Annotated in this window: 22 protein-coding genes and 1 tRNA gene; 16 read left to right on the top strand and 7 right to left on the bottom strand. The window is 63.9% G+C overall.

All coding sequences use genetic code 11. The features are described from left to right. Nucleotides 1–188: 188 nt before the first annotated feature. Nucleotides 189–1,817 (bottom strand): site-specific integrase, encoded by a 1,629-nt coding sequence (locus tag JQ604_RS26830; RefSeq protein ID WP_212363679.1) that lies wholly within the window; start codon nt 1,815–1,817, stop codon nt 189–191. A gap of 81 nt (nt 1,818–1,898) precedes the next feature. After that, nucleotides 1,899–1,985: transfer RNA gene (locus JQ604_RS26825), tRNA-Leu, on the bottom strand. Between the two features lie 146 nt (nt 1,986–2,131). On the opposite strand from JQ604_RS26825, the gene JQ604_RS26820 reads away from it, so the two are divergent. Then, nucleotides 2,132–3,100 (top strand): complex I NDUFA9 subunit family protein, encoded by a 969-nt coding sequence (locus tag JQ604_RS26820; RefSeq protein WP_212363678.1) that lies wholly within the window; start codon nt 2,132–2,134, stop codon nt 3,098–3,100. A 232-nt stretch (nt 3,101–3,332) separates the two neighbouring features. Here the strand turns inward: JQ604_RS26820 and JQ604_RS26815 are convergent, their stop codons facing one another. Next, nucleotides 3,333–4,139 (bottom strand): undecaprenyl-diphosphate phosphatase, encoded by an 807-nt coding sequence (locus JQ604_RS26815; RefSeq protein WP_212363677.1) that lies wholly within the window; start codon nt 4,137–4,139, stop codon nt 3,333–3,335. A 252-nt stretch (nt 4,140–4,391) separates the two neighbouring features. Between JQ604_RS26815 and JQ604_RS26810 the strand changes: the two genes are divergently transcribed. The 3 genes from JQ604_RS26810 to JQ604_RS26800 all read left to right on the top strand — a co-directional run bounded on the left by JQ604_RS26810 (nt 4,392) and on the right by JQ604_RS26800 (nt 7,163). After that, the gene (locus JQ604_RS26810; RefSeq protein ID WP_212363676.1) at nt 4,392–5,084 is read left to right on the top strand and encodes a glutathione S-transferase family protein; all 693 of its coding nucleotides are present in this window, start codon (nt 4,392–4,394) and stop codon (nt 5,082–5,084) included. Next, nucleotides 5,033–6,220 carry a tRNA epoxyqueuosine(34) reductase QueG gene (gene queG / locus JQ604_RS26805; protein ID WP_212363675.1) on the top strand — a complete coding sequence of 396 codons (1,188 nt, stop codon included), beginning with the start codon at nt 5,033–5,035 and terminating at the stop codon, nt 6,218–6,220. Before JQ604_RS26810 ends, queG begins: the two co-directional genes overlap by 52 nt. 145 nt (nt 6,221–6,365) lie before the next feature. Beyond that, nucleotides 6,366–7,163: an acyl-CoA thioesterase domain-containing protein gene (locus tag JQ604_RS26800; RefSeq protein WP_212363674.1), complete on the top strand. Its 798-nt coding sequence runs from the start codon at nt 6,366–6,368 to the stop codon at nt 7,161–7,163. Between the two features lie 101 nt (nt 7,164–7,264). Here the strand turns inward: JQ604_RS26800 and JQ604_RS26795 are convergent, their stop codons facing one another. Beyond that, nucleotides 7,265–7,732 carry a nuclear transport factor 2 family protein gene (locus JQ604_RS26795; RefSeq protein WP_212363673.1) on the bottom strand — a complete coding sequence of 156 codons (468 nt, stop codon included), beginning with the start codon at nt 7,730–7,732 and terminating at the stop codon, nt 7,265–7,267. 23 nt (nt 7,733–7,755) lie between these two features. Continuing rightward, the gene (locus JQ604_RS26790) at nt 7,756–8,550 is read right to left on the bottom strand and encodes an alpha/beta hydrolase (RefSeq protein ID WP_212363672.1); all 795 of its coding nucleotides are present in this window, start codon (nt 8,548–8,550) and stop codon (nt 7,756–7,758) included. A gap of 259 nt (nt 8,551–8,809) precedes the next feature. Between JQ604_RS26790 and infC the strand changes: the two genes are divergently transcribed. Further along, complete coding sequence (gene infC / locus JQ604_RS26785; RefSeq protein WP_212363782.1) at nt 8,810–9,349, top strand: translation initiation factor IF-3; 540 nt, start codon at nt 8,810–8,812, stop codon at nt 9,347–9,349. Nucleotides 9,350–9,417: 68 nt separating this feature from the next. Here infC and JQ604_RS26780 read toward each other — a convergent pair whose 3' ends face one another. Then, entirely contained in the window at nt 9,418–9,846 is a 429-nt protein-coding gene (locus JQ604_RS26780; RefSeq protein ID WP_433996288.1) for a hypothetical protein, read from the bottom strand. Nucleotides 9,847–10,103: 257 nt separating this feature from the next. On the opposite strand from JQ604_RS26780, the gene rpmI reads away from it, so the two are divergent. Together rpmI and rplT are read left to right on the top strand one after the other, a co-directional pair. Further along, nucleotides 10,104–10,304 carry a 50S ribosomal protein L35 gene (gene rpmI, locus JQ604_RS26775; protein ID WP_008539890.1) on the top strand — a complete coding sequence of 67 codons (201 nt, stop codon included), beginning with the start codon at nt 10,104–10,106 and terminating at the stop codon, nt 10,302–10,304. Nucleotides 10,305–10,375: 71 nt separating this feature from the next. Further along, nucleotides 10,376–10,735 carry a 50S ribosomal protein L20 gene (rplT, locus tag JQ604_RS26770; RefSeq protein WP_212363670.1) on the top strand — a complete coding sequence of 120 codons (360 nt, stop codon included), beginning with the start codon at nt 10,376–10,378 and terminating at the stop codon, nt 10,733–10,735. A gap of 13 nt (nt 10,736–10,748) precedes the next feature. Here the strand turns inward: rplT and JQ604_RS26765 are convergent, their stop codons facing one another. Continuing rightward, nucleotides 10,749–11,156: a hypothetical protein gene (locus tag JQ604_RS26765; RefSeq protein ID WP_212363669.1), complete on the bottom strand. Its 408-nt coding sequence runs from the start codon at nt 11,154–11,156 to the stop codon at nt 10,749–10,751. A gap of 216 nt (nt 11,157–11,372) precedes the next feature. Here JQ604_RS26765 and pheS point away from each other — a divergent pair, with 216 nt between their 5' ends. From pheS to JQ604_RS26720, 9 genes are all read left to right on the top strand, one after another. Next, nucleotides 11,373–12,455 carry a phenylalanine--tRNA ligase subunit alpha gene (gene pheS, locus JQ604_RS26760; RefSeq protein WP_212363668.1) on the top strand — a complete coding sequence of 361 codons (1,083 nt, stop codon included), beginning with the start codon at nt 11,373–11,375 and terminating at the stop codon, nt 12,453–12,455. An 83-nt stretch (nt 12,456–12,538) separates the two neighbouring features. Then, nucleotides 12,539–13,009, top strand: a complete 471-nt coding sequence (locus tag JQ604_RS26755) for an endonuclease domain-containing protein (protein ID WP_212363667.1) — start codon at nt 12,539–12,541, stop codon at nt 13,007–13,009. Beyond that, on the top strand, nt 13,006–15,414 hold the full coding sequence (gene pheT, locus JQ604_RS26750; RefSeq protein ID WP_212363666.1) for a phenylalanine--tRNA ligase subunit beta: 2,409 nt from the start codon (nt 13,006–13,008) through the stop codon (nt 15,412–15,414). Before JQ604_RS26755 ends, pheT begins: the two co-directional genes overlap by 4 nt. Before the next feature lie 184 nt (nt 15,415–15,598). After that, the gene (locus JQ604_RS26745; RefSeq protein WP_212363665.1) at nt 15,599–16,375 is read left to right on the top strand and encodes a sulfite exporter TauE/SafE family protein; all 777 of its coding nucleotides are present in this window, start codon (nt 15,599–15,601) and stop codon (nt 16,373–16,375) included. 36 nt (nt 16,376–16,411) lie between these two features. Then, entirely contained in the window at nt 16,412–17,356 is a 945-nt protein-coding gene (locus tag JQ604_RS26740; protein ID WP_212363664.1) for an MBL fold metallo-hydrolase, read from the top strand. A 381-nt stretch (nt 17,357–17,737) separates the two neighbouring features. Further along, nucleotides 17,738–18,457 (top strand): prolipoprotein diacylglyceryl transferase family protein, encoded by a 720-nt coding sequence (locus JQ604_RS26735; RefSeq protein WP_212363663.1) that lies wholly within the window; start codon nt 17,738–17,740, stop codon nt 18,455–18,457. Beyond that, a complete protein-coding gene (locus tag JQ604_RS26730; RefSeq protein ID WP_212363662.1) occupies nt 18,438–19,883 on the top strand; it encodes a radical SAM protein in 1,446 nt (481 codons plus the stop codon). The genes JQ604_RS26735 and JQ604_RS26730 overlap by 20 nt, the downstream gene beginning before the upstream one ends. Then, nucleotides 19,880–20,137 (top strand): hypothetical protein, encoded by a 258-nt coding sequence (locus tag JQ604_RS26725; protein ID WP_212363661.1) that lies wholly within the window; start codon nt 19,880–19,882, stop codon nt 20,135–20,137. Before JQ604_RS26730 ends, JQ604_RS26725 begins: the two co-directional genes overlap by 4 nt. Nucleotides 20,138–20,149: 12 nt before the next feature. Continuing rightward, nucleotides 20,150–20,401, top strand: coding sequence for a hypothetical protein (locus JQ604_RS26720; RefSeq protein WP_212363660.1), 252 nt, complete (start codon nt 20,150–20,152; stop codon nt 20,399–20,401). The last annotated feature ends 16 nt before the right edge of the window (nt 20,402–20,417 follow it).

The raw sequence follows: 20,417 nt of genomic DNA, 5'->3' as shown, positions 1-20,417 counted from the left end.
CGGTGGGCCTTACGCTGCCCTATTAGGCGAATTACGCATTTTCGGACCGAAACCTCAGATTTTGCTTTGATCTCAGCCGCTTAGGCGGGATTCAAAATTCCCCAGAAATTCGATTTCCGGCGAATTTCCCGGCTCCGCAGCTGTCGACGTGAGCGCCGGTATCTGCACCTTGTTCACAACCGGCGCCTTCATCTCGATCGTGTAGTGCCGGTACTTGTCGGCTTCAGATTTCTTCCCGTGCCCACGATGGCATCGGACAAACTGTCCGGTACCTGCAACGCTCCGAGTTCCGTTTTGAACCAGTGCCTAAGGGCGTGGTTGGGCGCCTTGCGGGGGTCCTGAAATCCCGGCTGTGACCTCACCCACTTCGCGACGTCGTTGCTCACGCTCTTCGATGCATGCTTCTTGTTCGGGTCACCTGAACTGCGGTTGTAGAATAGCGGCCCCTCGCCACGCTGTTCGACGAAATCCAGAAAACCTTCGTCAATGATGGCTTGGTGGATGGGGGTATCCCGCTCACTCCAGGTGTTCTTCAGCCGGCCGCCATCCTCGGCTGCGCGGATCGACATCACCCAAATGCCCTTGACCTTCCGGATGCGACGGCCCCAGAGCTGAGCCACCTCGCCGATCCTGGACCCGCTGAGGGCGGCAAGCCAGGGCAGCCAACGCTTCGCCTTCGATCGCAAGTTTTGCGAGGTCTGTTCCCTGCCGAGCGTGAGAAGCCGAGTGACCTCCTCCGTCGCATAGGGAAGTTGGCTCTCTCCGGCACGGCCTCGCGTGCTCACGGTGATCTTCTCGGCGACGTTTTCTCTCAGCCGGTGGTTATCGACCTCGTAGCTCAACAGCCTCTTGATGCAGGCCAGGTAGCCGTCGTTGATCGTCTTGGCCGCCAAGTTCTTTTGCACCAGGTCGTCCTTCCAGCCGACGATGTCGTGCTTGGTCAATCGCTCGATGTCCTCGTGGCCGACAAACTCCCGGAGTGAGTTCAGATGCCCCCTCCACGTCGAGACGGTGTTTGGAGCGGGCTGCACCTCGGTGCGCCACGCCTCAAAGACCTCGGTCAAGGTTCGCTCCGATCGAAATACCGGGTACTGCGCCAGGAACGTATCGGTGCCGTAGATGCCAGCCGCATTTTCCTTCAGCCGGCGCGGGCCAGTTTGTCCCGCCATGGCGATCGCCGTCAGCAGGCGCTTCCGCGTAGCGTAGTCCACGCGCATGCAGTTCTGGTCCAGGACCCAATCACAGAGCAGCCCAAAACGGTTCTCTAGGCCTTGGTCGTGGTCCGGCAGGACGGGCAGCGAGTTGATGCCCTGAGTGAGATTGTCCCCGAACTGTTGCGCAGCCAGGTCGCATTCATCGGGCACCTGGCCGGGAATAATCTGAGGAACATTGATCAGACGTCCCTCCTGGACGGCGCGGTTCAAGGCCTTGTGCGCGATCCAGGCGGCTCGTTCACCGGGCTCCTGCTGAAACTCCTCGACGTAAAGCTCGTGGACCAAGCGCGCGAGCCCCATGATCTGCATGTGGCTGAGCCGCTTCGGTGGCGATCTGCGCGCAGCCCAGAGCCTTGCCAGCGCCGTCCCCGCTTGGTTCTTGCGGATTTCAGCCACAGCGGCATCGCGGGTCCGCAGCGAGAACTTTACCTCGGCTCCGATCTTGGCGGTGACCACGAACGCGGGACTGCCCATGCACTGCTCGAACGTCAGCAGCGCTCGGTCATTGTCCAGCATTCGCAAAATATCTGAAGGGGTCCTCGTCCTGTAGCTGAAGAACGAAGAGTCGCTGTCCTTGGAGAGGTAGGCCATTCGATAGTTCATCGCGCTGTGTCCCGGTGTTGTGTACCGGTCAGCGGCTCATTTTCCCTGCAATGTAGCGATTTCAGTCGCTTGGGTAGTCGATGGTGCCCAGGAAAGGACTCGAACCTTCACGGCCGTGAAGCCACTGGCACCTGAAGCCAGCGCGTCTACCAATTCCGCCACCTGGGCACGTGGGGCGGCTTAGTAAGGACCGCTTACGCGCTTGTCAAATGGATGAATCGAAAATCAAATAGTCTGTACAGGGTGGCCATGATGGCGTATCGCCAAACGGCTAACCTCCCTCAATGGCTCTCGAATCCGGCAGGAACTACCCCATGGCATCGAACCTGGAAACGCTCATCACGGTTTTCGGCGGATCGGGGTTTTTGGGGCGGAATGTGGTGCGGGCGCTGTGCAAGCGCGATTATCGGGTCCGCGTCGCGGTCCGCCGGCCCGAACTGGCTTTTCACCTGCAGCCGCTCGGCCGGGTCGGCCAGATCCACGCGGTGCAGGCCAATGTCCGCTATCCGGCCTCGGTCGAGGCGGCGATGCGTGATTCGCAGGTGGCCATCAACCTGACGGGCATCCTGACCGAAGGCGGCGAGCAGACCTTTGACGCCGTGCAAGCCAAGGGCGCAGAGGCGGTCGCCAGGGCAGCCGCGGCGGCCGGTGCACGGATGGTGCATGTGTCGGCGATCGGCGCCGACGAGAATTCGCCCTCGGCCTATGCCCGCGCCAAGGCGGCGGGCGAGAAGGCCGTGCTGGCTGCGGTGCCCTCGGCCACCATCCTGCGGCCCTCCGTCCTGTTCGGCCCTGAGGACCAGTTCACCAACCGCTTTGCAGGCCTGGCGCGGATGTCGCCGGCGCTGCCGCTGGTCGGCGGCGGGCTCAACAAGATGCAGCCCGCCTATGTCGGCGACGTCGCGCAGGCGGTCGCCGATGCCGTCGACGGCAAGGCCAAGGCCGGCGCCACCTACGAGCTCGGCGGGCCGGAAGTGCTGACCATGCGCGAGATCATGGAGATCATCCTCCAGATCACCCAGCGCGACCGCATGCTGCTGCCGCTGCCGGTGGGGCTGGCCAAGCTGCAGGCGATCTTCCTGCAATTCGCGCCGGGGATGCTGAAGCTGACGCCGGATCAGGTCGCGCTGCTGCAGATCGACAATGTGGTCTCCGACGCGGCGAAGTCCGCCGGGCTGACACTGGAAGGCTTGGGCATCGCGCCCGATTCGCTGGAAGCAGTCGCCCCGCAATATCTCTGGCGCTACCGCGCGACCGGCCAGTTCCAGAAGAAGAGCGCGTAAGCTTTTCACCTCTCCCCGCCCTTCTGCGGGGAGAGGTCGACGCCGGAGCGGTAGCGCAGGCGGCGGGTGAGGGGCATGGCACACTCGCGCCGCAAGCTCACAGCGTGCCGACTGCGTTGATCGGGGAGTTGGAGAGGCTGATTGCAGGCGCACCGCCGTGCACAGCCCCTCACCCGCCGCGCAAGAGCGCGGCGACCTCTCCCCGCAAAAGGGCGGGGAGAGGTGAAGAAGCTTATTTCCCCATCGCCAGCGCGATCAGGCCGAGGGTGCCGGCGATCACGCGCCACCAGGCGAAGAAGGTGAAGCCGCGGCGGGTGACGAAGTTGAGGAACGCCTTCACCACAATGATCGCGGTGATGAACGACACCACGAAGCCGATCGCGATGATCGTCATGTTGTCGGACGAGAAGTCGCCGCGGTTCTTGTAGAAATCGTAGGCGAAGGCGCCGACCATGGTCGGGATCGCCAGGAAGAACGAGAATTCCGCCGCCGCGCGCTTCTCCGCGCCGAGCAGCATCGCCGCCACGATGCTGGCGCCGGAGCGCGACACGCCCGGGATCATGGCGAGGCACTGCGCGAGGCCGATCCAGAAATAGGTCATCAGCGGAAAGCGCGTCGCGTCGTCCTCATGCGGCTTGAGCTCGAGTTGGTCGACCCACAGCAGGACGGCGCCGCCGACGATCAGCGTGAAGCAGACGACCCAGGGATTGAACAGCACTTCCTTGATGTATTTGCCGGCGATCAGGCCGATCACCACGGCCGGCAGGAACGCGAGCAGCACGCCGATCACGAAGCGGCGGTCGTCGGCATTGGTGAACATGCCGATCGCGACGCGCGACAGCTTGACGAAGTAGAGCGCGACGATGGCGAGGATCGCGCCGAGCTGGATCAGGATGGCAAAGCTCTTCCAGAAATTGCCTTCGCCGAGATTGAAGAACCGTTCCGCCAGCAGCAAATGGCCCGTCGACGACACCGGGAGGAATTCTGTCACGCCCTCGACAATGCCCAGAATCACCGCCCGCAACGTGTCCGACATCATGATTTGGCCTGCCTTGTTGTGGAAAGTGGGCCCTTCTCGCCTATTCGTCCCTATGCTGCAATCGCAAAAAACCGGCAAACATAGGTTGCCTGACTGATTTGCTCGGCTATAGCGTTTTCGAAACCTGCCTGTGACCTGAGGCGACTACCGGTTCGCGTGAGGATGCGGCAATGAGGCGGCAGCAAGGCCGAACCGGTCGCGATTGTGCCGGGTTGATGGTTTGTTAAGCGCCGTAAAACTACCAAGGACTTCATGTACACGCTGTATCACCATCCGTTCTGCCCGCAGTCGCGCTTCATTCGCCTGGTGCTTGGCGAGTACGGCCTCGATCTGCGTCTGGTGGAGGAACGGGTCTGGGAACGGCGCGAGGCCTATCTGGCGCTCAACCCGGCCGCGACCACGCCGACGCTGATCGCCGAGGGCTTTCCGCCGATTCCGGGGGCGCCGATCATCGCCGAATATCTCGACGAGGCGCATGGGCTCGAGGTCGGCGAACGGCGCCTGCTGCCGGTCTCGATGGCCGAGCGGATCGAGGTGCGCCGGCTCATGGCGTGGTTCAACGAGAAATTCTTCGAAGAGGCGTCCAACCCGCTGGTGACGGAACGCATCTACAAGCGTTTCATGAGCGAGGAGAATGGCGGCGGCCCGCCGGCGCCGGACGTGATGCGCGCGGCCAAGGTCAATGTGCGCTATCATCTGACCTATATCGGCTGGCTCGCGAAGACGCGGAACTATCTCGCCGGCGACCGTCTGACCTACGCGGATCTCGCCGCCGCGGCGCATCTTTCGGCGATCGACTATCTGGGCGATGTGCCATGGAGCGAGGACGACGCGGCAAAGGCGTGGTACGCGCGGGTGAAATCCCGCCCGTCGTTCCGCCCGCTGCTCAGCGAGTGGCTGGCGGGGGTGCCGGCATCGCGCACCTATGTGGACCTCGACTTCTGAACCAGGCGGTCAAGCTCTCTCCCGCTGATCTCAAGGCGGCGCTGGTGCGCGAAGCGCAGGCGCTCGGCTTCGGCGTCATCGGTGTCACTGATCCCGATGCGACCACGCAGGCCGGCCGATATTTTCTCGAGTTCCTCGCCGGCGGCGGCCATGGCGACATGGACTGGCTCGCAGCGAATCCCGAACGCCGCGCCGATCCGCGCGTGCTGTGGCCGGGCGTGCGCTCGATCATCATGCTCGGCGTCAATTACGGACCGGATGCGAATCCACTCGACGCGTTGACGCGCAAGACCATCGGCACGATCTCGGCCTATGCGCAGGGCGACGACTATCACGACGTGATCAAGAAGCGCTTGAAGACATTGGCGCGCTGGCTGGTCGCAATGTCCGGCGACGAGGTGAAAGTGTTCGTCGACACCGCCGCTGTCATGGAGAAGCCGCTGGCGCAAGCCGCCGGCCTCGGCTGGCAAGGCAAGCACACCAACCTGGTCTCGCGCGAGTTCGGATCATGGCTGTTCCTCGGCGCAATCTTCTCGGCATCCGATTTGCCGCGCGATGAAGGCGATGTCGATCATTGCGGCTCTTGCACCGCGTGTCAGGACATCTGTCCGACCGCGGCATTCCCCGCGCCCTACAAGCTCGATGCGCGGCGCTGCATCTCGTATCTGACCATCGAGAACAAGGGACCGATCCCGCGCGAGTTTCGCAAGGCCATCGGCAATCGCATCTATGGCTGCGACGATTGCCTCGCCGTGTGCCCCTGGAACAAGTTCGCGCAAGCGGGGCGCGAGGCAAAACTCGCCGCACGCGATGAGCTGCGTGCGCCGGCGTTGTCGGACCTCGCACGGCTCGACGACACCGCGTTCCGTGCGCTGTTCGCCAAATCCCCGGTCAAGCGCATCGGCCGCGACCGCTTCGTGCGCAATGTGCTGATTGCGATCGGCAACTCCGACGATGCGTCTCTGGCCGCGGAGGCGCGGCGATTGCTCGATGATGAGAGCCCACTGGTACGCGGTGCGGCGGTGTGGGCACTGTCGGAGTTGATCGATCGGAATGAGCTTGCCGCATTGGCCTCACGGGCCGACGACAAGGACGAAAATGTACGGCAGGAATGGCAGGTCGCAGGGATTGTCTAACCCTCATGGTGAGGAGCGCGTAGCGCGTCTCGAACCACGAGGCCCGGCCTGTGGCCTCAACCTTCGAGACGCGCTGCGCGTTCCTCAGGATGAGGGTTTAGAGAGACTTGATTTCACCGCGCCCTTCCCGTCATGGTCGCGGGCCATGACACAACAGCCATTCTTCGCCAAACGCGGCGACGCTTTCATCCCCAATCCAGTCTCAAACGGGCCGTGGGATCCGAACTCGATGCATGGTCGCGTCGTGGTCGGTCTGCTCGGCCATGTGATCGAGGAGCGTCACGGCTCCGACGACTTCGTCCCGGCGCGACTGACGGTCGACATGTTTCGGCTGCCGAACGTCCAGACGCCGGTGGAAGTGACGACAAAACTCGTCCGCGAGGGCCTGCGAATCAAGGTGGTGGAAGCGGAGTTCTTGTCCGGCGGCATCAGGATGGCGCGCGCCTCGTGTCAGTTGTTGCGCCGGACGGAAAATGCGCCGGGCAATGTCTGGTCGCCCGCCAACTGGGACGCGCCGCTGCCCGACACGATCCCGGCTCCGACCGATCCAAGGCTCGGCATGAACGGCAAATGGACGACGCGGCCGATTGTCGGCCACATGGGCTCGCTCGGGCCGCGGCGATTGTGGATGAGCGAGGTCCGCGACCTCGTCGAGGGCACGCCGATGTCGCCGTTCGTCCGTGTCGCGACAGGCGCGGATTTCGCGAGCCCCTTCGCCAATGCCGGCGATCACGGGCTCGGCTACATCAACAGCGACGTCACGCTGTATCTGCACCGCCTGCCGGTGTCGCCATGGATCGGTTTCGACGTGGTGAACCATCACGCCAGCGAGGGCATCGCGATCGGCGAATGCTGGCTCTATGACGAGAAGGGCCCGATCGGCACCTCGACGGTCGCCGCGCTGGCCCAGCGCAAGCCGATGACCAACGTCCCGCCGCCGTAGGTCTCCTCATCGTCATTGCGAGCGAAGCGAAGCAATCCATGCATCCGCGCACGCAGAGCGATGGATTGCTTCGTCGCTTCGCTCCTCGCAATGACGGAAGGCTACGTCAAATGCCGCGCCATCTCCGGCCGCGTGCGCAGCTCCGCGCCCTGCTTGCCGACGATCTTCGCGATCCGTTCGGCTGCAAAGTTGAGATCGACGAAGGCCGGCGCGGTGTTGGCGACTTCGTGGTACTCCGCGATCTTTCCGTCACGCAGCCGCATGATCGCGACGCCCTCGAACATCGCACGCGCACCCTTGGCTTCCGGCAAGGTCGAGCGATAGCTGAAGGTGTAGCGCGCATAGAGCGTCGCGCCATCGCTGACGGGCTCATGCATGTCCCAGCGGAAATCGGTCGCGGTCCGATAGAACCAGTCGTCGATCATCTCGGCGATGCGTTCATGGCCCTTGAACGCGCCGTAGAACACGTCGTGATAGACGCCGTCTTCCGTGAAGAGCTTTGCGAACGCCTTGCCGTTGCGCTGCTCGACGGCATCGCAGAAGGCGCGCAGCATTGTTGCGATTTCCATTGGCGTTCTCCCTGAGGAGAACTTTAGCCGATCTCCGCCACCGCGGCGATGATGCGCGCGATGTCCTGCGGGCGCGACAGGCGGTGATCGCCATCCTGGATCATGGTCAGCACCACATCCTCGGCCGGCAGCCGGTGCGCCAGCGCGAAGGCGTGCTTCCAGGGCACGTCGGGATCCTGCGCGCCCTGCAGGATGCGGACGGGACAGCCGACATCGATCTTGCTGCCGAGCAGCAGATGATTGCGCCCCTCCTCGATCAAATTGCGCGTGATCGGATACGGCGTGCCGTCACCATATTCAGAGGGACGCAACCACATACCCTTGCTCTCGATCTCGGCGCGGATCTCGGGCGTGAATCCTTTCCACATCAGTTCCTCGGTGAAGTCGGGCGCCGGCGCGATCAGCACCAGGCCCGCGAGCTTGCCCTTCGTCATCGCGCGGCGGCCGATCTCGCGCGCCACAAGCAGCGCCATCCAGCCGCCCATCGAGGAGCCGATCAGGATTTGCGGCCCGCGGCAGAATTGCTCGAACACCGCGACGCTCTCGTCGAGCCAGCGGCCGATCGTGCCATCGACGAACGCACCGCCGGATTCGCCATGGCCGGAATAGTCGTAGCGGACGCAGGCGCGGCCGTGCGCGGCGGCCCAGTCGTCGAGCGCGATCGCCTTGGTCCCCTTCATGTCGGACTTGAAACCGCCGAGCCAGACCAGCCCGGGACCGGTCCCAGCACGGGCCCGCACCGCGATCCGGCGCCGATCAGCGCCCTCGCCGAGACAGATAAAGGCGGGTTCCTGCTCGGCTGCGGCGGTTTGGCTCATGGTTCGGGTCACTCGCGTGTCAGACGCCTGCTTTTCAATCAGCCGGGGGCCGTGGTCAACTCGTCGGCCGCTCCCGCACCGGAGGCGTGGAACGGCTCGACTGCGCCTTGCGCGGCACGAAGGCACGCTATATGTGCCGGGCGTGGCCAAAATGCCGCGCATTTGACGGTTTTGCCGGCTTTACTGGCGAGTGCGCTTGCCCGTCGCGGCGTCTTGCTTCAAAATATCGGCCTTCCTTCACAGCTTTGGAGAGTTACCCATTCGCCGTCCCAATAGAGCCCCGCCCACCGTCGCCAAAGACGGGCCGCGCACCAATGATGAAATCCGCAACGCGCAGATCCAGTTGATCGATGCCGATGGTGTCAACAAGGGCACCGTCGAAACCATGGTGGCCATCAAGATGGCCATGGAAGTCGGAATGGACCTCGTCGAGATTTCGCCGAATGTCAGTCCTCCCGTCTGCAAGATCATGGACTACGGGAAGTACAAATATTCAGCGCAGAAGAAAGCCGCCGAAGCCCGCAAGAAGCAGAAGGTCGTCGAGATCAAGGAGATCAAGCTCCGCCCGATGATCGACGATCACGACTATGACGTGAAGATGCGCGCGATGCAGCGCTTCTTCGAGGAAGGCGACAAGGTCAAGATCACCTTGCGTTACCGCGGTCGTGAGATGGCGCACCAAGAGATCGGCACCAAGCTTCTGGACAAGGTGAAGGCCGACGTGGCGGAGTTCGCCAAGGTCGAGCAGGACGCGAAGTTCGAGGGCCGCCAGGTCGTGATGGTGCTGGCGCCGCGCTGATTCGAATTCAGCGGTGAGACACGGCGGCCCGTCAGATCATCTGGCGGGCCGTTTTGTTTTCGAATTGATTACGTCCTTGTCGCCTGCCAGGTGCCGCTGCACTGGTCGCCGGTGATGATGCCGCGCCAGGTGCCGGAGCCCGAGCTTGCGACCAGCCGGCCGCCGCCGGTGGCATGGGAGGCGCCGACCGAGACGGCAACCGCAACCGCGCCGCCGCGGTTGATCGTGCCGGACACCCGGCCGCCGCCGGCCGAGGAGACCCGGCTGCCGGTCACCATGAATGGCACGCTGTAGCCGGAGCTGCAGACGCCCCTGGTGGTGGCAAACACCACGTTCCAGACGCCGTTATAATTGCCGCGGGCGGGCTTGGCCTCGGCGGCGCCGGGGGCCATGCCTGCCGCAAGGCAGGCCAGCAGCGCCAGCCAGCTCACGGAGCGGAACCGGGGACAAGCAGCAAATCGGGAGGAGGATCGGGAAGAGGAGGAGGGATGGGACATTTTCGTCGCGCCTCAGGCTGGACTGCAATGCCTCTCAGTCACATGACCCCGTTCCCCGGTTCATCGTTGCCAAATGACCGATCCTCTGCCATAAGCCCAGCCTTCGCCGCCCGGCTGATCAAGGGCTGCCGTGGCGACGTCACGTGCGGGTTTCTCCAATTCGGGAAAAACCTCAGCACTTCCAACGCTCTAACGAGCATTTTAGCCGGCAAAACGCTCTCACGGGCGATTTTCGTGCTGGCCCATAGGAGAGCCAAATGCCCAAGTTGAAGACCAAATCGGGCGCTAAAAAGCGCTTCAAGGTGACTGCCACCGGCAAAGTCATGCACGCCCAGCGCGGCAAGCGCCACGGCATGATCAAGCGGACGAAGAAGCAGATCCGTCAGCTGCGCGGCACCCGCGTGCTGTTCAAGACCGACGGCGACAACGTCAAGAAGTACTTCTTGCCGAACGCCTGATCGCTCCTCCGCTTTGAACCGAGCCGCGTCGTCGCGGCTTTCAGTCACCTCTTCACCCAAGGATTTCCGTCATGTCTCGCGTCAAACGCGGTGTGACCGCTCACGCCAAGCACAAGAAAGTCTACAAGGCCGCCAAGGGCTATTACGGCCGCCGCAAGAACACCATCCGCGTCGCCAAGCAGGCCGTCGAAAAGGCCGGCCAGTACGCCTTCCGCGACCGCAAGCGCAAGAAGCGCACCTTCCGCGCGCTCTGGATCCAGCGCATCAACGCCGCCGTCCGCCCGTTCGGCATGACCTACAGCGTGTTCATCAACGGCCTGTCCAAATCGGGCATCACCGTCGACCGCAAGGTGCTGTCGGATCTCGCGATCCACGAGCCGGTTGCGTTCCAGGCGATCGCCGAGAAGGCCAAGGCTGCGCTCGCGGCCTAAGAGAGGCTACGCGTTAGCGGAGCTTCGGACCCTTCAGCGCTCTCTGCGAATAACGCTGGGCGACCTGCGCCCGGCAGAACGCCGTGGCCGAGATGTACATGGTGCCGGACTTGTTCCGGTACTTTCGGTCGCAGACGCGCAGCTCGCGCTGATAGACCAGCCTCCGCGCGCCCTTGAGGCGGGACAGGAAATCCGCCTCACATTTCTTCTCGACGACGGCGCCAAACTGCGTATCGCCGCCGGCGCCGTATTCGCAGGCCTCGAAGACCTTCATCGCGCCATTGCAGTTCGGCGCTTCGTTCAGCGACGCGATGATGTCGTCCATCTGGGTCGACTTGGCCGGGCAGTCCGCAGTCGCCGCATGTGCCACGCCAAACGTGGCAAGGACAACCAGGCCGGCCAGGCAGGATTTCGAGAACATCGCGCAGTACCTCCGCAGCTAAGTTCACCTTCGTAACGCGCCTACGGAGACAAGTTCAAGACAGCCGATCAGGTGCCCGAAATGACCGGCTTTTTGCTTGACGTTACGGCCTTCGGGCGGCGACAACCCAGCCGAATTTGGGGAGCATGATCCGGAAAAGTGGACGCCGGTTTTCCGATCGGATCATGCTCAGACTAAGAGAGCAGGGAATAGACCGTGTCCGACCTCGCAACGCTCGAAAAATCCATTCTCGCTGAGATCGCCGCAGCCGGCGACGAAGCCGCCCTCGAGGCGGTGCGCGTCGCAGCCCTCGGCAAGAAGGGCTCGATCTCCGCGCTGCTTGCCACGCTCGGCAAGATGTCGCCGGACGAGCGCAAGACCGAGGGTGCAAAAATCAACCTCGCCAAGGATGCGGTGACGCAGGCGCTGGCAGCCAAGCGCGACGTGCTGAAATCCGCAGCGCTCGATGCACGCCTCGCATCCGAGACCATCGACGTCACGCTGCCGCTGCGCGAGCCGCCGGCCGAGACCGGCCGCATCCATCCGCTGAGCCAGGTGTTCGAGGAGGTCTCGACCATCTTCGCCGACATGGGCTTTGCGATCGCCGAAGGTCCTGACATCGAGACCGACGATTACAACTTCACCAAGCTGAACTTCCCGGTCGGCCATCCCGCCCGCGAGATGCATGACACTTTCTTCTTCAACCCCAAAGAAGACGGCTCGCGCATGCTGCTGCGGACCCACACCTCGCCGGTGCAGGTGCGCACGATGCTCACTCAGAAGCCGCCGATCCGCATCATCTGCCCCGGCCGCACTTATCGCATCGACTCGGACGCGACGCACACGCCGCAATTCCACCAGGTCGAGGGCCTCGTGATCGACAAGGGTTCGCATCTCGGTCACCTCAAATGGATCCTGCACGAGTTCTGCAAGGCGTTCTTCGAGGTCGACCATCTCAATATGCGCTTCCGCCCGTCGTTCTTCCCGTTCACCGAGCCGTCGCTCGAGGTCGACCTGCAGTGCCGCCGCGACAAGAACGAGATCCGCTTCGGCGAGGGCGAGGACTGGATGGAGATTCTCGGCTGCGGCATGGTGCACCCCAACGTGCTGCGCGCCTGCGGCATCGATCCCGACGTCTACCAGGGCTTCGCCTGGGGCATGGGGCTGGACCGCATCGCGATGCTGAAATACGGCATCGCCGATCTGCGCCAGCTGTTCGAGAACGACGTGCGCTGGCTGAACCACTACGGCTTCAAGTCGCTTGAAGTGCCGACCATCTCCGGGGGATTGAGCGCGTGAGCTTGATCTTCCTAAAGGCAATGGACGCTCTCTCCGTTCCCTCCCCCCTTGTGGGGGAGGGTCAGGGAGGGGGGTAGCCCAGGATGCCGCACGCAGTCGTCAGCGACCGTCAGCGCAACAGAGCGAAGCAGCTTCGCCAGACGATGACGCCTGCCGAAACGCTGCTGTGGCGCCACTTGAAGGCCAATCGGATGGATGGAATCGGATTCCGTCGTCAGACCCCGATCAAGAACTACATCGTCGACTTCGTCTGCTTTTCCGCGAATTTGATCATCGAGATTGACGGCGAGTCGCACAATTTTGCGGAGCGTCAGAAGGCCGATGAGCGACGCGACGCTTTTTTTGTCGCCGAGGGTTTTCGCGTTCTGCGCTTCACCAATGAAGAGGTGATGTCGAATCTCGAAGGCGTCGTAGCGGCCATCCGCGAAGCGACGTCCGTCGGAGCAAGCGGCTTACCCCCCTCCCTGACCCTCCCCCACAAGGGGGGAGGGAACGGAGAGACCGCCCCAGAAATTCCAGTCAACACCAATAAGAACCGAGGCACGCAGCCATGAAATTCACCCTCTCCTGGCTGAAGGACCATCTCGACACCGACGAGCCGCTGGAAAAGCTCGCCGACAAGCTCACCATGATCGGGCTCGAAGTCGAGAACATCGAGGACAAGGCGAAGGCGCTCGCGCCGTTCACCATCGCGCGCGTGATCTCGGCCGAGCAGCACCCAAACGCTGACCGGCTGCGCGTCTGCATGGTCGACACCGGCGACGGCGGTGCGCCGGTGCAGGTCGTGTGCGGTGCGCCGAATGCGCGTGCCGGACTGATCTCCGTGTTCTCTCCGCCCGGGACTTTCATTCCCGGCAAGAACATCACGCTCGGCGTCGGCACCATCAGAGGCGTCGAGAGCCGCGGCATGCTGTGCTCGGCGGCCGAGCTGCAGATCTCCGAGGATCACGACGGCATCATGGAGCTGCCGGCGGATGCGCCGCTCGGCAAGGGCTATGCCGACTGGGCCGGGCTCGGCGACCCCACGATCGAGATCAACCTGACGCCGAACCGGCAGGACTGCACCGGCGTGCACGGCATCGCGCGCGATCTGTCCGCCGCCGACTTGGGCAAGCTGATCGATCCCGGCATCAAGCCGATCAAGGGTGAATTCCCCTGCCCGGTGCAGGTGAAGGTCGAGGACGCTTCGCTGTGCCCGGGCTTCGCGCTGCGCCTGGTGCGCGGCGTCAAGAACGGCCCGTCGCCGGAGTGGCTGCAGAAGCGCCTGATCGCGATCGGCCTGCGTCCGATCAACGCGCTGGTCGATATCACCAACTTCATGACCTATGACCGCGCGCGGCCGCTGCACGTGTTCGACGCGAAGAAGGTGACGGGCAACCTCACGGTCCGCCGCGCCAAGGAAGGCGAGAGCCTGCTCGCGCTCGACGGCCGCACCTACAATCTCGATCCCAATATCTGCGTCATCTCCGATGAGCACGGCGTCGAATCGCTTGCCGGCATCATGGGCGGCGAAGCCTCGGGCTGCGATGAGACCACGACGGATGTCCTGATCGAGTCCGCGCTGTGGAACGAGATCAACATCGCGCAGACCGGCCGCAAGCTCGGCATCAATTCGGATGCGCGCTACCGCTTCGAGCGCGGCGTCGATCCGGCTTTCATGGTGCCCGGGCTCGAGCTCGCCACCAAAATGGTGCTGGAGCTGTGCGGCGGCACGCCGTCCGAGACTTTCGTGGTCGGCAAGCGCTTTGGCGAGGATCGTCTGATCGATTTCCCGCTCGCGGAAGTGAAGCGCCTCGCCGGCATCGAGGTGCCGCTGGTCGAGATCAAGCTGATCCTGACCCGGCTCGGCTTCATGATGGCCGGCACCGGCCCCGTGGTGAAGATCGCGATCCCGTCCTGGCGCACCGATGTGCAGGGCAAGGCCGATATCGTCGAGGAGATCGTGCGCATCGTCGGCGTCGACAAGGTGCCGATGACGCCGTTCGAGCGCGGCGAGGAGCCGCGCAAGCCGGTGCTGACGCCGCTGCAGCTGCGCACCCGCCGCGCCAAGCGTGCGCTCGCCGCGCGCGGCATGGTCGAGGCGGTGACGTATTCGTTCATCACCAAGGCCGCCGCCGAGCTGTTCGGCGGCGGACAGGCCGAGCTCGTGCTCGCCAATCCGATCGCCTCCGACATGTCCGACATGCGGCCGAGCCTGCTGCCCGGCCTCGTCGCGGCCGCGCAGGCCAACATCAACCGCGGCTACGCGGATATCGCCCTGTTCGAGGTCGGCCAAGTGTTCCGCGGCGACAAGCCGGAGAACCAGCTGGTTGCCGCCTCCGGCGTGCGTCACGGCTATGCCTCGTCGAAGGGTTTTGGCCGTCACTGGTCGGGCTCGGCGACATCGGACGCGCTGGACGCCAAGGCCGATGCCTTCGCGGTGCTGGCGGCGGCCGGCGCGCCGATGCAGGCGCTGCAGATCGTCTCCGGCGGCCCCGCCTGGCTGCATCCCGGCCGCTCCGGCACCATCCAGATCGGCCCGCAGAACGTGCTCGGCTATTTCGGCGAGTTGCACCCACGCGCCGCCGAGGCGCTCGGCGCCGACGGCCCGATGATCGTGTTCGAGGTGATCCTGGAGCGCATTCCCGAAGCCAAGCAGAAGGCGACCCGCGCCAAACCGCTGATCGACTTCTCGGCGTTCCAGCCGGTCTCGCGCGACTTCGCCTTCATCGTCGACCGCAAGGTCAAGGCCGGCGACATCGTTCGATCAGCGCAGAACGTCGACAAGAAGCTGATCACGGGCGTGACGTTGTTTGACGTCTACGAAGGCAAGGGCATCGATCCCGACAAGAAATCGATCGCCATCGCCGTGACGATCCAGCCGCGCGAGAAGACGCTGACCGACCAGGAGATCGACGCGGTCGCGGCGAAGATCGTGGCCGAGGTGACGAAGAAAACCGGCGGCACGCTGCGCGGCTAGTGCCGCGGACGACACTGCTGGACTCCCTCTCCCGCTTGCGGGGGAGGGCTGGGGTGGGGGTCTCTCCACTTGCGACACTCTTTGTGGGGAGAAAGCCCCCACCCGCATCGCATCTGACGATGCGATGCGACCTCCCCCGCAAGCGGGAGAGGTGAAACCAACAGAGATCGTGCCGTCCCTCCCAATGTCCCCGCTCAGCCTCCTTCCCTCCGGCGTCAGCCTCAACGTCGCGCTCGCGCTCTGCGCCATTGCCTTCGTCTCCGGCACCGCGCGCGGCTTCTCCGGTTTCGGCTCGGCGCTGATCTTCATGCCGCTGGCCAGCAGCGTCGCGGCGCCGCGGCTGGTGGCGGCGCTGCTGCTGGTGATCGACTTCATCGCGGCGACGCCACTGCTGCCGAATGCGTGGAAGCAAGCCGACCGCAAGGCCACGGCCGTGATCGTGGCGGGCGCGCTGGTCGGCGTGCCGATCGGCACCTATTTCCTCAGCGTGCTCGATCCCGTCACCACGCGCTGGATCATCTCCGGCTTCGTGGCGGCGCTGCTGCTGCTCCTGCTGTCGGGCTGGCGCTATCGCGGCAAGGACCACGCCTGGCTCTCGGTCGGCATCGGCGGCCTCTCCGGCTTCTGCAGCGGGCTGGCCCAGACCGGCGGCCCGCCGATCGTCGGCTATTGGCTGGGTCGCCCGATCGCCTCGGTGATCGCGCGCGCCAACATCCTGTTGTTCTTCGGCGCCTCGGATTTCTTCTCGCTGGTCAGCTACGCCGTCACCGGCCTGATCACGTCAGATTCAATCAAGCTCTCGCTGATCGTCGGCCCGGTCTACGCCATCGGCGTCTGGTTCGGCGCCTCGCTGTTCGGCAAGGCCAGCGAACGCGTCTTTCGCGCCATCTGCTACGCCCTGATCGCGATTGCCGTGATCGCCGGTCTGCCCGCGCTTGATGGCGTGCTGCGCGGCGGCTAGGCTCGCCACAACGAACGAAGAAAAAGGGAGAGACCGATGATCGACCGCCGCGATGCTCTGAAGCTCGCACTCGGAGGCGCCGCCATGCTCGCTGCACCCGCCGTCCTGGCGCAAACCGCCAAACCACGCACGCGCATTGTCCTTCTCGGCACCAAGGGCGGCCCGCGCGTCGGCATCGGCGCGTCGAACCCGGCCAATCTCGTCGTCGTCAACGACACGCCCATCGTGATCGATTGCGGCATGGGCGTCAGCCGTCAGCTGGTGAATGCCGGCGTGCCGATCCCGTCGGTGAAATACATCTTCATCAGTCATCACCATTCCGATCACAATCTCGAATACGGCAATCTGTTCTACAACGCCTGGGCCGCCGGCCTGTCGACGCCGATCCATTCGTTCGGCCCGAAGGGCATCGAGGCGATGACCAAGGAATATTGGGAGCTGAACAAGTTCGACGTCGAGACCCGGATCGAGGACGAGGGCCGGCCCGATCCGCGCAAGCTGCTGATCGCCAAAGACATCACCGAGGACGGCGTCGTGTTGCAGACGCCGGACGTCAAGGTCACCGCGTTCCGCACCCCGCATCCACCGATCGTCGACAACTTCGCCTACAAATTCGAGACACCCGACGGCACCATCGTGTTCTCCAGCGACACCGCCTACAACCCAAAACTCGCCGAATTCGCCAAGGGAGCCGACGTGCTGGTGCATGAATGCATGTATCTGCCCGCCGTCGATCGGCTGGTGCTGAAGACCAAGAACGGCGCGACCTTGAAGAAGCACCTGCTCGACAGCCACACCACCACCGAAGACGTCGGCCGCATCGCCGCCGCCGCCGGCGTCAAGACCCTCGTGCTCAGCCACTTCGTCCCCGGCGACGACCCGCTCGTCACCGACGACAACTGGACCGAGGACGTGAAGAAGAATTTCTCCGGCAAGATCGTGGTGGCAAAGGATCTTATGGAGCTGAAGCTGCCGGTGTGAGAACGCGAAACTGTATCATCAAAATCATTGTCATCGTCCGGCCTGTGCGCGCACAAGGACCGGTCGACCCAGTACGCCGTGCCCCATCGGCGCAATCACAACCGCCTCTGGAATACTGGATCACCCGCGTGCGCTTGCGCGGGTGATGACACCGTTAGGCTGTTTGACACTTAAATCCGAACCAACCCCATCGTCGTCCTGGCGAAAGCCAGGACCCATTACCCCAAATGCGAATTGGCGCGCGACGCTGGGGCCACGATCTCTTTTACAACAACACTCGGTGGTTATGGGTCCTGACTTTCGTCAGGACGACGGTGGGGATGGAGCGCACCACACACTCGCAGTTTTCCCCGCCCCAAATTCCACGCTACACTCCCCGTTATGACCGGGGCAGCTCTCCACGCGATCTTTGATCTTGCGGCCTGGTGCGCCGCCGGCCTCGCAATGCTGTGGCTGTCGCGGGTCCGCGGGCTGCAATTCCCCCGACAATCCTTCGAGCTGCCTTACATCGCGGCGCTGGTGTTCGGCGCCGGCATCGGCGCCTATCTGTTCGGCACGCTGAACCTGTGGGTCTCCGGCGTCTCAGGCATTGCCCGCTCGGTCGAGGGGGCGCTGGCCGGCGGCATCGTCGCGATCGAGATCTACAAATGGCGGCATGGCATCACGGCGCGGACCGGGGCGCGGTTTGCGCTGCCGCTGGCGGTCGGCGTCGCCGTGGGGCGGATCGGCTGCTATCTCGCCGGCCTCGACGATTTCACCTACGGCACGCCGACCACCCTCCCCTGGGGCCATGATTTCGGCGACGGCATCCTGCGCCATCCGGTGCAGCTCTATGAGAGCCTTGCGATGGCCGGCTTTGCGGTTTTTTATGTCATCGCGGTGCTGAACCGGAATGCCACTGTCATCACCAATGGATTCTACCTCGCCCTCGCCTATTATGGATTGCAGCGCTTCCTCTGGGAATTCCTCAAACCCTATGGCGCGCTGATCGGACCGCTCTCGCTCTTCCACCTGCTGTCGCTTTTCATCCTGGTCTATGCCGCCGTCATGCTGGCGACGGCGCAAAATACGAGTGTGAAGCATGAACGCGCCGCTGCGTAAGGCCCGCCCCTACATTTTCTGGGGCCAGACCCAATCGCTCTGCGAAACCTGCCTGACATTGGTGCCCACCAAGATCCAGATATCAGACAATGAAGTGTGGTACGAGAAGCGCTGCAAGCAGCACGGCGTGCAATCCACTTTGGTCTCGACCGACTCGGCCTATTGGCGGCTGTGCAAGGATTTCATCAAGCCCGGCGACCGGCCGCTCGCCTTCCAGCGCCACACCGAATTCGGCTGCCCCTATGATTGCGGGCTGTGCCCCGATCACGAGCAGCATTCCTGCCTGGCGCTGATCGAGATCACCGAGCACTGCAACCTGACCTGCCCGGTGTGCTTTGCGGAGTCCTCGCCGGCGCGGACCAGCTTCACGCCGCTGGCCAAGATCGAAAAGATGCTGGACGCGCTGGTCGCGAGCGAAGGTGAGCCGGACCTGGTGCAGATTTCCGGCGGCGAGCCGACGCTGCATCCGGACTTCTTCGCGATCCTCGATGCCGTGCGCGCCCGGCCGATCCGCCATGTCATGATCAACACCAACGGCCTGCGCATCGCGCGCGAGCCTGACTTCGTCGCAAAGCTCGCGGAGAACAAGCGCGGGCTCGAAGTCTACCTGCAATTCGATTCGCTGAAGCGCGACGCGCTGGTCAATCTGCGCGGCGCGGACTTGCGAAAAATCCGCCAGCAGGCGCTGGAGAATCTGGAGCGCCATGGCGTCTCCACCACGCTGGTCGCCACCATCAAGCGCGGCGTCAACGACAGCGAGATCGGCGACATCGTCCGCCATGCGCTGACCTGGGCATGCGTGCGCGGCGTCACCTTGCAGCCGGTGCAGGACGCCGGCCGCAACGAGCATTTCAACAAGGACACCGACCGCATCATGCTGTCGGAAATCCGCCGGCGCGTGGTTGAGACCGGCGTGTTCGGCGACAAGGATATGATTCCGTTGCCGTGCAATCCCGAGAGCATCTCGATCGGCTACGGCCTGCGCAACGGCGAGAAGGTGCTGCCGCTGACCTCGCTGATCCCCCAGGAGCAGCTCGTCGCCGTGATGCCCAACACGATCAGCCCGGAAAAATATCCGATCCTGCGCGAAAAATTCGTCGACTTGTTCTCACTGTCGTCGGGCCCGCTCAACACCTCTGAGCGGGTCTGCGAGTTGCTGTGCTGCCTGCCGAGCTTCGAGGTGCCGCAGGGATTGACCTACGAAAACGTGTTCCGCGTCACCATCGTGCAATTCCTCGATCGCTTCAATTTCTGCGTCGGCAACGTCAAGCGCAGCTGCATCCACTTCGTCACCGAAAGCGGCGCGATCATCCCGTTCGACACCTACAATCTGTTCTACCGCAACGGCAAGATCGACGGCATCCGCGCGGCGATGGCCGGCCAGACCTATCGTGAAGCAAGGGAAGCTGCGGAGGTGCCGCGATGAGCGATACGACCCCACCGGCTGCGCCACCGGAGCCGCCGCTTCAGGAGGGCGCTTCCCCGATCTTGCCGCCCCGCCGCAACGGCTGCCTCACCGCGTTCATGGTGATCGCAGGGATCGTGCTGCTCGCGCCGGGCATCTGCTTCCTTGCCTTCGCCAATGACGCGGCCCCGCTCGGTCTGATTGGATTGGTCCTGATCGGGGGCGCGATCTTCCTTTTCATCCGCGCCGCAACCCCGCCCAAGCCCCGGCCGTAGCGTTGCATCGTCATGAGCAGCCCCGAGACGCCGCCTCCTGTCCCGCCATCCCCGCCGCAGCGGCACGGTTGCGCGACCGCTTTCATGGTGCTGTTCGGGATGGTCCTGTTGCTGCCCGGCCTGTGCGCCATCCTGTTCGGGGTCGGCATCATGGCCGACCAGCGTCCGGATCCCGCGACGATCTCGATGGTCGTGCTCGGCCTCCTGGTCGGATTCGCAGGCATCATGCTGATCCGCGAGGCAATCAGGGGGCCGCGCCGCTAGGAACCCGTGCAAACCC

Origin of the sequence: Bradyrhizobium jicamae (assembly GCF_018130695.1) — a bacterium.
Taxonomy (GTDB): domain Bacteria; phylum Pseudomonadota; class Alphaproteobacteria; order Rhizobiales; family Xanthobacteraceae; genus Bradyrhizobium; species Bradyrhizobium jicamae_B.
The sequence above is the reverse complement of the archived record's forward strand: the minus strand, read 5'-3'. Positions and strand labels throughout refer to the sequence as shown.

What these genes read in the sequence shown, in the direction of transcription:
- JQ604_RS26830 (WP_212363679.1), bottom strand. Translation starts at nt 1,817, where the DNA reads ATGAACTATCGAATGGCCTACCTCTCCAAGGACAGCGACTCTTCGTTC.
- JQ604_RS26820 (WP_212363678.1), top strand. Translation starts at nt 2,132, where the DNA reads ATGGCATCGAACCTGGAAACGCTCATCACGGTTTTCGGCGGATCGGGG.
- JQ604_RS26815 (WP_212363677.1), bottom strand. Translation starts at nt 4,139, where the DNA reads ATGATGTCGGACACGTTGCGGGCGGTGATTCTGGGCATTGTCGAGGGC.
- JQ604_RS26810 (WP_212363676.1), top strand. Translation starts at nt 4,392, where the DNA reads ATGTACACGCTGTATCACCATCCGTTCTGCCCGCAGTCGCGCTTCATT.
- JQ604_RS26800 (WP_212363674.1), top strand. Translation starts at nt 6,366, where the DNA reads ATGACACAACAGCCATTCTTCGCCAAACGCGGCGACGCTTTCATCCCC.
- JQ604_RS26795 (WP_212363673.1), bottom strand. Translation starts at nt 7,732, where the DNA reads ATGGAAATCGCAACAATGCTGCGCGCCTTCTGCGATGCCGTCGAGCAG.
- JQ604_RS26790 (WP_212363672.1), bottom strand. Translation starts at nt 8,550, where the DNA reads ATGAGCCAAACCGCCGCAGCCGAGCAGGAACCCGCCTTTATCTGTCTC.
- JQ604_RS26780 (WP_433996288.1), bottom strand. Translation starts at nt 9,846, where the DNA reads ATGTCCCATCCCTCCTCCTCTTCCCGATCCTCCTCCCGATTTGCTGCT.
- rpmI (WP_008539890.1), top strand. Translation starts at nt 10,104, where the DNA reads ATGCCCAAGTTGAAGACCAAATCGGGCGCTAAAAAGCGCTTCAAGGTG.
- rplT (WP_212363670.1), top strand. Translation starts at nt 10,376, where the DNA reads ATGTCTCGCGTCAAACGCGGTGTGACCGCTCACGCCAAGCACAAGAAA.
- JQ604_RS26765 (WP_212363669.1), bottom strand. Translation starts at nt 11,156, where the DNA reads ATGTTCTCGAAATCCTGCCTGGCCGGCCTGGTTGTCCTTGCCACGTTT.
- JQ604_RS26755 (WP_212363667.1), top strand. Translation starts at nt 12,539, where the DNA reads ATGCCGCACGCAGTCGTCAGCGACCGTCAGCGCAACAGAGCGAAGCAG.
- pheT (WP_212363666.1), top strand. Translation starts at nt 13,006, where the DNA reads ATGAAATTCACCCTCTCCTGGCTGAAGGACCATCTCGACACCGACGAG.
- JQ604_RS26745 (WP_212363665.1), top strand. Translation starts at nt 15,599, where the DNA reads ATGTCCCCGCTCAGCCTCCTTCCCTCCGGCGTCAGCCTCAACGTCGCG.
- JQ604_RS26740 (WP_212363664.1), top strand. Translation starts at nt 16,412, where the DNA reads ATGATCGACCGCCGCGATGCTCTGAAGCTCGCACTCGGAGGCGCCGCC.
- JQ604_RS26735 (WP_212363663.1), top strand. Translation starts at nt 17,738, where the DNA reads ATGACCGGGGCAGCTCTCCACGCGATCTTTGATCTTGCGGCCTGGTGC.
- JQ604_RS26730 (WP_212363662.1), top strand. Translation starts at nt 18,438, where the DNA reads ATGAACGCGCCGCTGCGTAAGGCCCGCCCCTACATTTTCTGGGGCCAG.
- JQ604_RS26725 (WP_212363661.1), top strand. Translation starts at nt 19,880, where the DNA reads ATGAGCGATACGACCCCACCGGCTGCGCCACCGGAGCCGCCGCTTCAG.
- JQ604_RS26720 (WP_212363660.1), top strand. Translation starts at nt 20,150, where the DNA reads ATGAGCAGCCCCGAGACGCCGCCTCCTGTCCCGCCATCCCCGCCGCAG.